This window comes from Paenibacillus sp. LPE1-1-1.1 (assembly GCF_040676435.1).
GTDB lineage: Bacteria > Bacillota > Bacilli > Paenibacillales > Paenibacillaceae > Pristimantibacillus.
This window is the reverse complement of record NZ_JBEGHY010000045.1, coordinates 302,648-316,731: the sequence shown is the minus strand read 5'-3', so window position 1 is coordinate 316,731 and position 14,084 is coordinate 302,648. Positions and strand designations below refer to the sequence as shown.

Sequence of the window (14,084 nt, the reverse complement as noted above, 5' to 3'; positions counted from 1 at the left end):
TTACTCCTCTCCCAGCTTCAGCGCTTGGGCAATCCGGGTCCTCGACAGGCGGTAGCCGAGAATCAGCAGGCCGATCGTTAGCATGACCCCGACGATGCTGTAAAGCTGCACGTAATCGCTGAGCTGATAAGTGATCTCGAACGGCGGCACCTGCTCGGCGGTCGAGAAAGACATTTCGAACAGGGGAACAAACATTTCGCTGATCAAGTTGCCGATAAACACGCCGATGATGACTGCCGCACCCGAGGTGAACAATTGTTCGCTGACTAGCATGCCAATAATCTGCCGGAATGGAAGGCCCATGGCCCTCAGCACCCCGTATTGGAGCGTCCTTCCCGATAGGGTCAGCACCCAGAACAGCAAGAAGCCGAAGAAGCTGATCAGCATGGAGATCACAAAGCCCAGCGTCATAACGCCGTTGATTGCCAGCCGGAAAGGATCGTTCTTTGACAAAATCAGCTCCTGTATCGCATCGCGAAGGCCGGCAACCGGCACTTTTTTCTCAGCCAGTTGGTCATAGATCACCTGGCTGGATACGCCGTCATTCAGCTTAAGCCATACCTCATAGGGCTCGACCGCAAGCCGGTTCTGGATCGTGCCCAGATGTCCGACGATCAGATGAGACTCTGCTGCCTGCCCGTCTTTCGCGTCTCCGCTTGTCGGAAGCGGATTCCAGCCAGGCCAGTAGTCGATAATCCCGTAAACAGTGAACTGTGCCTGGTCGAGTCCATCCCAGGAGACACGGATCGGATCGCCTGGCTTGATTGCTGCCGCATCGGCGAGCGACCTTGAGATCAGTACCGCCTTCGGATTCGGCGCTATCAGATTCAGATAGCTGTTGATGGGATATTCAAGCAGCCCGTTCTTCATCCAGGCCGTCTTGCCGAAATCCAACGTATCGATGCCGAATAGCACGGTCTTTCCGGTCGTGCCGTTGCTGCCTGCACTGAACCTGGCCGCTTCCTTCTTGAACACTCTAGCAACCGCTTCTACCCCCTCCAGTACCTGAATTGGCTGGAACGGAGGCTCGGTATACTGGATCCGCCTCGTTTCCGCGATGCCCGTTTCGGTTGGCGGCTGCTGCGTAGAGCCTGATGACATCGGAGGAGGCGCGTCGCTCTTCCACCGCATGGTCAACGCCATGTCGGCGCCGACGGCGTACTGGATCTTGCTTTCCATATTGTCGTTGATCGTCCGGGCCGCATTCGCGCTGAAGAGGCCGGTCGCCACCGTCATGATCAGAAACACCTTGATGGTCAAATACTGACCGGACGATCGGCTGATTTGAACCAGCGTATTGTATAGCGCCGGCGACCACCATCTGCGGCCCGCCCAGTAGATGAGGCGGATAAACCACGGGTACACGCGCAGCACCAGCAGACCGCCTCCGAGAGCAAATAGTGCAGGCATTAGGAACAGCAGCGGATCAAGCTGCATGGCGTCGGAATCGAGTGCCAGCCGCTTCAAATCCTCCTGCCTTTTGTTGAAATTGTACAGCAGATAGACCGCCAGACTGACGAGTATGACATCGAGACCGGTCTTATGCCAGAACGACATCCTGGTCAGGCGTGCCATTTGCTGCTTGTGACCCACAATGCTTGTCCTTGTCGCCAGGAAAGCCGGAATCAGAATAAGCACAATCGCCACGCCCACAGCAATCGCCGAGATCTTATAGGCGGTGCTGGTCAGGCTGACTTCAAGCGCCGATCGCTGGACGAACTCCAGGAAACCGCTCGAGGCGCCCAGCACCTTCGTGAACGAAACGCCGAGGAAAGGTCCCACGGCCAGTGCGCTCAAACCAAGGAACAGGCTCTCCAGCGCGTAGGCCATCATGATCTGCAATCGGCTGGCTCCACGGCTGCGGAGAACGGAAATTTCCGTCTTTTGCCGTTCGATGATGAGATTGGCAGCCATATACAAATAGAAGGCCAGCATGAGCATGACGGGGGAGTAAAGGGACAGCATCATTACGTCGAGCTTCGCTTGTTTCCCCCGATAAGATCCGACCGTCTCAATTGCCGGGATATTAATCTCTTCAACTCCGAGCCGTCCTCGGAAATAGCGCCGGATATCCGTGTTGGCTGCGATGAATTGGTCGATATTGTCGACATTCATCTGTTCATAATTAAGGGCGAAGCGCCATTCCAAGTCGGTTAACCTCGCCTTGCCGCCTTTCGTAAATTCGCGCTCGAACTGCTCGAACGGGATAATAAATCCGTCTTCGGCATCCGTTGTCAAATACGGCAAATAGGGGTCGCCGGCAGGATCCGTCTCGATGATGCCGACCGGAATGACGCGAAAGCGGCTCCGGTCCCCTTCAGGCGATTCCGCCACCAGCTCTTCTCCGAGACCGCGCTTCGTTGCAAACAGAAATTTCTGGGTTACAAGCGCTTCGAAAACGCCGTCCGTTCGGTCAACCGGCATCCGTCCGTCTATCAGCCGCAACCGCTTCTCCATACCGGACAGGGATTTAAAGCTGCCTGCCGTTTTTTGCGACTGCTTCTCTTGATCCGAGGCGTCGGCACCGTACACCTTCATTTTTTGCGTGAAACGCTGCTGGTAGAATGACATCGCCGCAAGTCCCGCCCTGTCCGGGATCGTCTGCACGAAACGGTCAGCCCGTACAAGCGCCTCAGAAGTCTCTTTATCCATTTTTGATGAAGAAACGGTCGTACTAACCCGGACAAAGCCCGGGTAAACGGCGCTTTGACTCTGCACCTGCTGGAGCTCTTTCAACAATGTCTGCTGCAGAATGGCTTCGGAATAAAGCGGCATAGAGCTGAACAGGGCCACGCATACGGTAAGGCCAAACCACAGATTCAGCTGCAGCCATTTGTTATTTGCCATTTTGCGGAGAATCATCGTCCATAAGGCCATACGTATACCCCATTCTTGCGCCCGGTCAGTCCGGGCATTATTGTTCGATTCTAAGAATTAATAAAGTTCCAATTTTATTTGCGCTTAGAATTCACCTTGAAACGTAGGCTGAGCCTTCAAAATACGGCATCAGCCGTTTACGCTCTGCGTTTAATTGTTCAGGATGACCTTCTCGCCTTCCTCCAGCCCGCGGACGATCTCCACTTCGGTCGGTGTCGTTAATCCCACCTCAACGTCTACCTCCTTGCGCCGATCGCCCTCCGCGACCTGCACATAGCTGCGGCCCATATAGGAGCGGATCGCCGATCGCGGAAGCAAGATGACGTTCTCGCGCTTCTGCAGCTCGATATTGAGCTCTGCGCTATGGCCAATCTGTACCCCCTCAGGCTTATCGTTCATGCCGATAATGATGGTCACCGAATTGCGCTCGGCCTTCGCATCGTCAGCGCCGAGGGGCACGTTAGAAGGAGATTGCAGCACTTTCCCTTTATAGTCCTTGCCCTTATACTTCAGGCTGACGGGCATGCCCGCTTCTACCGGAAGCAGGTCCTTCGAATTTGCTGCTTTATAAGTCAGCTGCATTTTGGACGGATCCGCGATGGTTACGATGGGTTGGTAAGCGTTGATAAAGTCGCCTGCATTCAGTGATTCGGCGAAGGTTACGATCCCTGCAATCGGCGCGTACAGCTGCGATTGGCCGAGTCGCTTCTCCATGGAATCCCGCATCAGCGATTCCCGTTCCAAATCGATCTCCCGCAAGCGCAGATCGGTAGCGTTCGCGCCGGAAGCCCGAGCCTGTTCATACTGCAGACGGGCGCGCTCGACGCTCAGCCTCTGTAGGCGGATTTGAAGGTCTAGGTCGCCAGTCTCTAGCTGGGCGATCAGGTCGCCGGCTTTCACTTCTTGGCCGACCGTCACGTTGATGGATTTCAACCGCCCGCCGGATTCCTTGAAAGAGAGCGTATCCATGCTGGAGGACACGAAATTCGCCGTTCCTTTGAGAAACGTCTGAATGTTTCCTTTGGCTGCGTCCACGATGTCTAATTCTTCCTCGGCCGGCTGGACAAGCGGCGGCTGAAGCGACGCCTCCTCCATGGGGAGCAGCGAGCAGCCCGTAAGCGCCAGCGTTGCGGCGAGCATTACGGCAACGTGCTTGACGCGGGGTATCAGACTAAACAACGGTTGTTTCATGAGTCGTCTGCGATACAATTTTTCCATCCTCCAATGCGATAACGTAATCGGCAAGCTCCATAATGCCCGGGTCGTGCGTCGTCAGAACGATCGTCATGCCCGACCTATTCACAAGATCACGGAATACGCGGATGACCTGCAGTCCCATCTTGGTGTCCAGCTCCGCGGTTGGCTCGTCCGCGATCAGCAGCGAAGGCTCGTGCGCAATCGCACGGGCGATCGCCACGCGCTGCTGTTCGCCGCCGGACAGCTCCGTCGGCCGGTGCTTCATCCTCTCCCGCATGCCGACGCGATCCAGCGCACGCTCCGCGGCCTCGCGGTTGCCATTGACCGGGGTTCCCGCGATACGCAGCCCGAACTCCACGTTCTCGTAAGCAGACATTAACGGAATCAGGCCGAACGACTGGAACACCAGGCCAATCTCCTTGCGCCGCAGCGCGCTGCGCTGCGAACCGGAAAGCCCGCTAATCTCCCGTCCCCGGAGGAACACTTGGCCCTCCGTCGGCTCGTCAAGCGTGCTGAGAATATTCAGCAGTGTCGTCTTGCCGGAACCCGACCGGCCTTTGAGCGCCACCATAGACCCGGCCGGTATGGTCAGATGAATGTCCGCCAGCGCGGTGACGGCGGTATTGCCTCTGCCAAAGACTCGTTTAATGCCGGTTGCCTGCAGGATCGTTTCGCTGCTTGCTTCTATTATTCTCTCTACCTTCGTAGACATCGCGATCCCCCCTCCAGTCATCTAATTGTTGATGCAGTAAAGTCATGCCACCATGGATTTAAAGCCGATCCGATACTAACACTCCTCATTTTAGCGCTTTCATTTAGCGAACAATACCCGTTCGTTTCTTGTTTATTCACCTTACAAATAATAGGTTTAATGAGCGAAAAATTGCAGACGCCGTCCTTTGGGGGCTCATCTCGTGAGCGCAATGGTCCGTTTGGCCAAATGGACGCCTACCGCCCAGCGAATAAAAAAACTGCGCCGTGTGAGCGCAGTCCCTCAAGCCTATCGGTGGTTTTCGGTTTTCAATGCCCTGCGTCCACGCTTGTTTTTCGATTGTTGCAGTCCGGCGCCAGTCGGATCTTCCGGCTGGCGCCTTCCACGCTCGCTATTGGTTCAGGCAGCTTATTTACTAAACTGCCAGGCGCCAAATTTAAATAACTCCGTACCCGGCTTTCCATTAAACACGAAATATAGATCGTGAATACCCTTGGCACCCGAGACTTCCGTTTTCGCTTCGACCCATTGACTCCATCCTTCCGTCGAAGGCACGGCAATCGTTCCGATCAGCTTGCCATCTGGATCATCCAAGCGCAGCTCTATGCTGCCGCCGTCCTCCGTGCTAGCAACCAATGCCATAAACGAGGATGCTCCGTTGCCGAAATTTACTTTTGAAACCGCCGTCCAATCCCCGCTGCCAATATCGGAGACAGCCAACTTCACGGACGCTTGCTCTTTGTCATCCGTCAAGAGCGGCTGCGTGTTAATCCCAGCGCTCCATGCTATCGTCTCCGCTTCAACGCGGACAAACGGATTGAAATTCTTGATTTGCTCTACGCCTTTCATATCTGCGGCGATTTCCCCAATGGAACCGTCCTCGCTAAAGAGAACCTTGTTCAGATGAGTCGAACGATAGCCCTTTGGAACACCCATCGCTTTGGATAAGGTCTGCGCATGGTAGGCAATGTACCAAGCATCATGGAATTGGAAAATAACATGATGGTTATTGCCGCCAACCCCGAAGAAGTGACCGGGGTTCTTTAATATCGTTCCTTGGTACGTCCATGGTCCCATTGGATTGTCGCTCGTCATATAGGCAATCTCACCAGCTGGCGGGCTTCCTTCCGGGCGGACGCCATTGTAGAAATTCGAACAATAGGTATAGTAATAAACTCCATTGTATTTATTGATTCCGGCATCCTCGAACATAAAGGGTGCCGGTATTGAAGCCGCTTCGCCGACTACGCTGATCATATCGTCGCCGAGCTGCATGACGCGCGCGGTATTCGGCATTTCATCTTTCCCTTCCGGAACGCCCCCGCCGAAGTAGATATAGGCTTTGCCATCGTCGTCTACCAGCACGGCAGGGTCGAAGAGCCAGGTTACATCCGCAGCGGCTGGCATGGATCTCGATATAAGCGGATTACCGATCGGGTCCACCCACGGTCCGATCGGACTGTCGCTTGATAAAACGCCAATGCCGCTGGCATTATTGGCAAAGTATAAGAAAAATTTATCTTGTCCGTTAATGACTTTGTGGGCGGCCGCAGGCGCCCATGACTGCGTCGCCCATTTTGCCGCCCCTTCCGGGCCTGCAGCGTTGATCTCGCCGTGATCCGTCCAGTTCACCAAGTCATCGGAGGAAATGACCGACAGCTTGTTAATGTTGCCGTAACTATTGTCTTTAACGTTGCCATCCCCGTCATATTCCAGCACGTCGTTCGTATTGTACAGATATACCCGATCCTTGAATACCAGTGCATACGGATCCGCGCCGAATTTATGGCTGACAACCGGGTTTCCGTTCGGAGGAAGCTTCCCGATCGCCCCGGCAAGCGGAATGAAGCTCACTTTGGAAACGGCGCCGCTAACGTCATACGAGTCCGTTTTGTTGTCGGAGTAACCGATCTCCATGCTGCTCACTTTAATTTCTTCATTCATGACTGCTGTCAACTCCCGATTAAGTTTTAAACTAATGGTCGCCAATTCCCTGCTTGCGTCCGAATTCGCAAATGAAATAGCAGAATCATCCGCGTTATGAATATGAAGCTCCAACCCTCCGTTAACCGAATTAAAATCTACATTCGTTGCCTTTAGATTAGTTGAATTCGGAACAATGCTAACGACCTCGAATGCTGCTGGTATACGAACGGCTGCGTTGATTCGATGAACTTCCCTATCATCCGGAAATTCATCTATTAATAGTGGAAAATCATAAACAATTCCCTTTTCGTTGCTAAGCACTACAGCGTCTTCTTTCAAATAGGCCTTTAACACGGATGGCGTTTCGCTTCCCGCTGCTTCATGACTGCTATCGCCCGTGTTCCTATCCGAATTGGGATTGGAATCAAACGGACGAATTAGAATATAGATCAGGGCTGCTGCTACGACCAAAGCCGCAGCCAGTAATAGAAATGGCTTCCTTTTGACAAGCATGTTCCGCCAGCCTCCTGCCCTTCCTATATGTAAAAAGTGTAACGCTTACACATAGAGGCAACAACCTGCCGATTGCTGATAAATTACCTGTCAATTTATAGGTTTTTAGGTATGAGCATAAAGAAAACCTGTTGAGGTTTCTCAACAGGCTCTCATCTTGCCGACCTTTTCAATCGCTCTTTCCAGCTATGACTACTCTTACTTTTAGGCTTGGTACAGTTTTCGGGGGCAGACCGGTTTGGCGGTTAGGCAAATAGGCTATCAGGAACGAAATAAACTTTCTGCGTGTTTGTTTTGTTTACTGGGTCTGTAACTATAGTAAAATAAACGTTACCGTTTTTTGTCTGTACTCCCTCGATTTCATGGGTTCCCACATTTGTAATATTCACAAGAGTTTTGTATGACCCTGTGTTTGACATCATAGCAATCTGCGGAGTATCGCCTTCTGCCCCGCCTGACGTATAGATTTCCGTATTATCGAGCATATCAGCACCCTGGAAAGATCCGTTCGGTCTGACTATAGCACTGCCCGACTGCGTAAAGCTGGTAATGCAGGCTCCTACCGCCGCCGCACTGTCCATTCGTACCTGTTCATTGCTGTCAAGAAGCTGGTTCAATTTTACCGTGTCATAAATGGACCAAGTTACGGTTCCTTCTACCGTTTGTATGCGGAAGACAGTATGGGTACTGTTGCCGCCGGCATCAACGCGGTATGTCTCGCCTAATCTTGTACCGGTCTTATTGGCGTAATTCATATAGGTAAACCGATGAAGATCCGTATAATCATATGTCGCGCCGGGCGAGTATTGAAGCCTTGCTGCCTGGAGCGACCAGTAATACGATGTTGAAGGATCCGATTTTGAACTGAAATAAAAATAATTTATACCATTGTAGGTGTACATGTCCAAGGTTTGGCAATGCCCGGCATTAGTGATGGTCATTTCATCAACGTATGTTGCATCACTTCCGTTTATGAGCAGCCTTGAAAGATAGCATGTTCCCCCAGAACGCTGGGTTACGTAAAGATACGTTGAAGCAATGTATGCTTTCTGAACAGCCACATTGTGATTAAGTCCTTTGAGATTGTATGCAAGCGTTGCCGAAGCGTTCACTGTTTTCACTGGTGTTGCCGCATATATCGGCAAAACAGACATCCCCCAAATAAGAATGGTGAGAACAACAATTGTGAGTAGTTTTAATTGCCTTTTAATAAGGCTCGACGCTTGTACTTGAAACATACGGATACCTCCATTCAAAATAATAATATAATTGGACTACTGTCATTGGGCTGCCACCGAAAACTGTCAAAAATAAAGGTATAAGTTCAACCTTCGACCCTCCTCGTTTTGTCTCCTTATCTAAGTGTATAGGTTTGTTGTTAATCCGGGGTTAAGGTTGTCTAAAGGTTATATGAACTCGCATTAATAAGAACAGAACTTACGAACCTATCACGAACTCATTGAAAAAAAGACTATTCATACTCACCATGAACATAACTCATTCAATTACGGATAAACTGTCGCGGTATTCTTGGGGTGTCAATGCCGTTGCTTTTTTGAAAAAACGGGTAAAAGAATGGGCTGCCTCGTAACCTACGAACGAAGCCACTTCCCGCACCTTCAAATCTCCGTCTCTAAGAAGATCCTTTGCTTTTCTTAATCGGCATTTATCGATATACTCGGATAAATTAATTCCGCGTTCCTGTTTGAAAAAGCGGGATAAGTATGACGGATTAAAATAGTGGATTTCCGCGAGTCGAACCAAAGACAAGTCCTCGCTTAAATGCTCCTCGATAAATTGGCATATCCGCTCGATCACATGCGAAGCTCTGTCTCGTTCATCCTTGTGTTTGAATTTAAATATCTCGTCCGCGATTTGTTTAAGATAAAGGAATCCCTCTTTCATGGAGGCATGGTCATCCAATCGCATAAGCTTTCCGTTATCCTCGATTTGACTGTGCAGCCCCATTCGGTTGATGTAAGACAGCAGAACAAGCGCGATTGAATAATACCCTTCGATCGTTCGCTGGACTTTTCCGCTAGCCTGCAGCATGGATCTCGACATTTCTTCTAAATCATCGAAAAATTCCGCCGCCCTGCCTGCCTCAAGATGCGCCTCCATGACCTCGGCTTTATGGCTCGGTACAAATCCTTCTTTAATAGAAGAACTATTGAATTGATCGGAACGGTCCATTAAAATCATGGAAATGCCGTCTCCGATTTTTAACTGCTGAAGCTGTCTAAGCCTCTCATACTGCGGGGTTACGTTTCCCCACTCACAGGAAGCGCCGCTTATCGTAAAACCTATCGTCAAACCAAGGGATGCGAGACAGGCTTCTTGGATCAGCTCCAGCGTTCCCTCCAAATAACGCATGAAATGATTGTTGAACTTTTCCTCGGAGTGCATCGAAGTCTGAATGAACCATACGATGTCACCGTACTTATCCACGATTCCAATGCTTCGTGTCTGATCCTTCATAAATGAATTCCATATAATTCTAGAGGAAGCAAGGATTTGGCTTCTTTCGGTATAGGAAGCAGCAGCGGCATACGATAAGCGGCCAAGGGCCAGCACGACCGGCGCTTTAGGATCCACACTAATATTTAATTTGTCAAAATCTTGGACTAACGCTTCTTGATTTCCATAAAAACCATGGCTCTCTTGCAGGAAATGCCTAAAGTAATCCCCTTGCGCCATAAATTCAAGCGTATCCTTCTGTTCGCGGGATTGCTCCAATAATTCATTCAATTGAATGCCGTGATTTAATTCCTGCATGACTTCTTGCACGGTTTGGGTTACCTTCGCGTACCCTTCCGTTTTCAACAAATACCGGACATTTGACATTTGAATGGCTTTATAGGCATAGTCGAATTCACTGTATCCGGTGAGAAAAATGATTCTGCATCTTGGCCAATAGGTTTGAATTTCTTCGGTTAGTTCCAAACCGCTCATCCCGGGCATGCGAATGTCGGTTAGAACGATATCGATTCTCGTACGGGACATCCAATTTAGCGCTTCTTTGCCGGAGTAGGCTCTGCAAATATCCATCTCTTCCGGCATGAGCTGATTAAACACTTCGTATAGACCATCCGTAATTATTTCTTCATCATCGACGATTAACAGTCTATACATCCCAAACCGCCTCCTGCAGCTTGATTCTAATGATGACTTTCAAGCCGTTCAGCTCGCTCCTTGATAGATTCAAGCCGCTGCCTTCCCCGTATGTTAAAACAAGGCGGCGATGAATGTTGATCACGCCCGTCATTTCATAGGATTCGGCGGTAGGATCCAGCCGATCCCTTAACGCTTCAATCTCGGAATCGCTAATGCTATCTCCGTTATCCTCTACAATGATTCGAGCCTCGGCATAATCCATCTCGAACGAAACGCGAAGCAAACCTTCCTCTGTCATTTTCTCGAGACTATGCTCGTAAGCGTTCTCGATAATGGGCTGAATGATTAATCTTGGTACCTTGATTTGTTCCATTTCCTTCGGTAAGTCATCAAATTGCACTCGAATGCGTCTTGAGAATCGGAGTTTTTGTATTTCCGTATACATTTGGGAGTGTCTCGTTTCTTCCGACAATAAAACATGGTCTTCCCCGTTTCGGGTAATAAACCTGAAATACTCGCCAAGCATATTGGTAAATTGTTCGATCCGATCGACATCCCCGGTTTTGGCCAATGAGTTCAGAATGAAGAAGCTGTTATACAGAAAATGCGGGTTAATCTGGGATTGCAGCTGCTTTAGCTCTGCCTTTTGCATCATCATTTTTTGTTTGAAATCCTGATCAATAAGGCTTTGCAATTTCGTAAGCATATGGTTGAATCTTGTATACAAATAGCCAAATTCATCTTTCTGTTCGTGTTCGATTCGAATGTTCAATGCACCTCCTTCCATCCGTTTAAAGCTCTGAACGAGAGACAGCAGCGGTTTATGGATAATCTTATAAGAAGAATAGGAAAAGATAACAACGGCAAAAAATGACGTTATGGCGAACACCCAAGCCCATCTATAAAAAATGCTCAGTGGTCTTTTGACCGTTTCTTCGGGTAAATAGGTAACGACGGTAAGTCCCAGTTTCTCGGAATTGGCTTTATTGAAATGATACTTTTTGCCATTCATATTCAATAAAAAAGTGCTGCCGCTTGATGCATTCGCTACCCTCATGTAGTCCTGGTTAATAGGGTTAGAGTTCCCTTGGCTCATTAACGTAAAGCCCGTCGTAACCGAGATCAGAAAAGAGCCGCTATCCGGATAAATGTTGATCTGATGCAAAGAATCCCTTAGCTTCTCCGTGTCCAATTCGATTTCGACAAGGAATAAAGGTTCCTCTCCCTTTTTCCCGCTTTGTTTAGAAGCACTCATATAAAGCGTGTTATTCCAATTAATAAGCCGATTCTCATTTCCTCCGGCAGTGGAGCGAAAATAATCGAACCTTTCCGAATCAAAATCATAGATCGCTTTAGCCGTCGAGACCGTTTTGTTAATGGTACGGATATGCACATAAATATCTTTGATATAGGGGCTGCTATTTTGGAAAGAGGTAAGCTGATGCAGCAGGTAGTTCAAACCTGATCTTCTTTCTGCGTTATCCATCATCCCCCAAGTGGCTGCAAGCTTATTTAGTTCGCTATCCTCCAAAATATCGAATTGCTGAAGCTCCATCCACTCGAGTTCACGGTTTAATCCTTCTAAATAATAAGTCAACTGTTTAACGGTTGCTCTCGATATATCCTGGCTAGCATTTTTGTAGCTCCAGTTATACAAATACGCCCCAAGTAAAATGATGGGGAGTATAACGAGAAGGTAAGTAAAGACCAGCCGGACGAAGATTGTATTTCGTATGGATATGGCGGGAAATTTAAGCAAGAAAACGCCTCCGTAGCCGCTTTAAAGTATGTTTAAAATGTTTAAGCTGTTAGCAGACAAAGCCAGAGGTTGTCCACCTTATCTTCACTTGCTGTCTCTTCCTGCAAACCACTGATTTACCTCTGTTGTCATCTTTTCTCCGCCCAACTTATGCCATTCTTCAACAAATTGATCGAATTCGTCGATGGGCCTGCCAAGAATGATATCAACAAAAGTCTCGTGTTGAAGATTATCCAGAATGGCTTGTTTCTCAATCATCGTTTCCGTGGGGGCTCCGACAAAACTCTCATACAATAGCTGGTTATTCTTTTCGTATTGGTCAAGGATCGCAAAGGCTCCTGAGGGACCGTATGTTCGTTCCCATCCCCACCCTGATTCCTTATTCTTATCTCCGGACAGATAGGTATCAATGTTCTTCTGTATGGCTTTGGCTTCGTCCTTTAACACGGAAGTATCCCCGGTGCGGCGGGCCTCGTCTAGTTGCCGAAACGCCTCCAGGTTTTTCCTTGCCGGATAAGGGGTTACAGGGGATAGCTGCCATATAGGGAGCGGAGAGATATAGTAAGTTTCATATTCGGCCGTTTCTCCCCAATTTTTCTCCAGGTGTAAATTAAAAAGCTTAACGATGGCTTCGGGATGTTTAAAGTCCTTCCTCACCGCAAGGAACTGATTTGTGCTGAAACTGAGCGGTACCTTCGGCGCTACTCCCGATAAAGAAACGATCGGAAATGCCTGCCACTGGGCATTAATATTGTTATCGCGGCTCACTTGAACCAAAAACGACCCCCATTGCTGCCCGTACAGCATTCCGATCTTCCCGGCAGCGACTTGCTCCTTCACTTTATTGCCGTCTTTAAACCCGAATTCGCTATCGATTTGACCCTTTCGATACATGACCTGCAGTACTTTTAACGCCTCTTTCACTTCCGGTTGAATTCCTCCATAGGCGAGTTTACCGGAATCATCCTCAATCCAAATATTCGGGAACGCATTATAACCTGCCATAAATGCCGTTATTCCCATAACGGGATCCCACAAATATTGCGTGATCGCAAGCCCAAACGTGTCATTGTCGCCGTTTTGGTCCGGATCCTTTTCTGTAAACGCTTTCGAAATCGCCAAAACGTCATCCATGGTTTGGGGCGGTTTAATACCAAGCTGATCCAACCAATCCGTTCGGATCCATATATACTGGGCTCCTTCAATAGAGGAGCCCGTTTCCGGAATTCCCATCAGCTTTCCATCGATCGTCGCCGCATCGAAAGGACCGTTTCCTTCCTGACTAAGGATTCGCTTGGTAAGCGGAGTGGCGTATTTCTCGTAAACCTCGGATAAATCTTGAATTAATCCTGCATTACTGAGCAGTCTGAGCTGCTGCGCATTGACCCTTACTACTTCGGGTATATCTCCCGAAGCAAGCGCAACGCCTAATTTTTGATGATAGAGATCGCCTTTGGCGATCCAATCATACTTTATTTTAATGCCGAGCACCTGTTCATAAAAACGGCTCCAAGTGTTGTCCTCCAACGTTTGTCCCGGCAGTAATCCTATTAAGTTTTCCATACCGACGCTGGTTTCCCTCACAAAGGTAACTTCTATCGGCGGATTATACTTGCTTAATCCTAGGTCTTGATACTCGGTCACGTGATCGTTCCCATCAGGAATTTGATTATTCGTACTGTCGCTTTGACTGCATGCCGATAAAATTTGAACAGACAATAATGCAGTCAGCATGAGCTTGGCCTTATTCATTATAGGTACCCGCAACAGTTCTTACCCCATTTCACATATAATGATTGCGACAACCGTAACATTACAATTATCCAAATTGCATTCTGATCATACAAGACACATATCTTTATTTCGTTACCCGATCTTTACTGATTTTTTCAAAAATAATTTCCCACAAAGGCATTTTTCAGTAGTTGAGCAATCGATCGTTCTTGAACTCATATAGATTTGGCCCTCTTCTTTGGAGTGTAATGG

The 14,084-nt window shown here is 49.0% G+C and carries 8 protein-coding genes; all 8 read right to left on the bottom strand.

All coding sequences use genetic code 11. The features are described from left to right. On the bottom strand, window positions 1–2,877 hold the full coding sequence (locus tag MRBLPE1_RS30315) for an ABC transporter permease (RefSeq protein ID WP_364153378.1): 2,877 nt from the start codon (window positions 2,875–2,877) through the stop codon (window positions 1–3). Between the two features lie 150 nt (window positions 2,878–3,027). Then, a complete protein-coding gene (locus MRBLPE1_RS30310; RefSeq protein WP_364153375.1) occupies window positions 3,028–4,095 on the bottom strand; it encodes an efflux RND transporter periplasmic adaptor subunit in 1,068 nt (355 codons plus the stop codon). Next, entirely contained in the window at window positions 4,049–4,786 is a 738-nt protein-coding gene (locus tag MRBLPE1_RS30305) for an ABC transporter ATP-binding protein (RefSeq protein ID WP_364153372.1), read from the bottom strand. Before MRBLPE1_RS30305 ends, MRBLPE1_RS30310 begins: the two co-directional genes overlap by 47 nt. 408 nt (window positions 4,787–5,194) lie before the next feature. After that, window positions 5,195–7,225 carry a glycoside hydrolase family 43 protein gene (locus tag MRBLPE1_RS30300; RefSeq protein WP_364153369.1) on the bottom strand — a complete coding sequence of 677 codons (2,031 nt, stop codon included), beginning with the start codon at window positions 7,223–7,225 and terminating at the stop codon, window positions 5,195–5,197. Window positions 7,226–7,470: 245 nt separating this feature from the next. Next, a complete protein-coding gene (locus tag MRBLPE1_RS30295) occupies window positions 7,471–8,463 on the bottom strand; it encodes a helveticin J family class III bacteriocin (RefSeq protein WP_364153367.1) in 993 nt (330 codons plus the stop codon). A gap of 259 nt (window positions 8,464–8,722) precedes the next feature. Further along, entirely contained in the window at window positions 8,723–10,357 is a 1,635-nt protein-coding gene (locus MRBLPE1_RS30290; protein ID WP_364153364.1) for a response regulator transcription factor, read from the bottom strand. Further along, the gene (locus MRBLPE1_RS30285; RefSeq protein ID WP_364153362.1) at window positions 10,350–12,098 is read right to left on the bottom strand and encodes a sensor histidine kinase; all 1,749 of its coding nucleotides are present in this window, start codon (window positions 12,096–12,098) and stop codon (window positions 10,350–10,352) included. The genes MRBLPE1_RS30290 and MRBLPE1_RS30285 overlap by 8 nt, the downstream gene beginning before the upstream one ends. Window positions 12,099–12,182: 84 nt before the next feature. Next, entirely contained in the window at window positions 12,183–13,850 is a 1,668-nt protein-coding gene (locus MRBLPE1_RS30280) for an extracellular solute-binding protein (RefSeq protein WP_364153359.1), read from the bottom strand. Between the last annotated feature and the right edge of the window lie 234 nt (window positions 13,851–14,084).

Bases quoted from the DNA above. Each gene is read 5' to 3' on its own strand.
- MRBLPE1_RS30315 (WP_364153378.1), bottom strand. From the start codon at position 2,877: ATGGCCTTATGGACGATGATTCTCCGCAAAATGGCAAATAACAAATGG.
- MRBLPE1_RS30310 (WP_364153375.1), bottom strand. From the start codon at position 4,095: ATGGAAAAATTGTATCGCAGACGACTCATGAAACAACCGTTGTTTAGT.
- MRBLPE1_RS30305 (WP_364153372.1), bottom strand. From the start codon at position 4,786: ATGTCTACGAAGGTAGAGAGAATAATAGAAGCAAGCAGCGAAACGATC.
- MRBLPE1_RS30300 (WP_364153369.1), bottom strand. From the start codon at position 7,225: ATGCTTGTCAAAAGGAAGCCATTTCTATTACTGGCTGCGGCTTTGGTC.
- MRBLPE1_RS30295 (WP_364153367.1), bottom strand. From the start codon at position 8,463: ATGTTTCAAGTACAAGCGTCGAGCCTTATTAAAAGGCAATTAAAACTA.
- MRBLPE1_RS30290 (WP_364153364.1), bottom strand. From the start codon at position 10,357: ATGTATAGACTGTTAATCGTCGATGATGAAGAAATAATTACGGATGGT.
- MRBLPE1_RS30280 (WP_364153359.1), bottom strand. From the start codon at position 13,850: ATGAATAAGGCCAAGCTCATGCTGACTGCATTATTGTCTGTTCAAATT.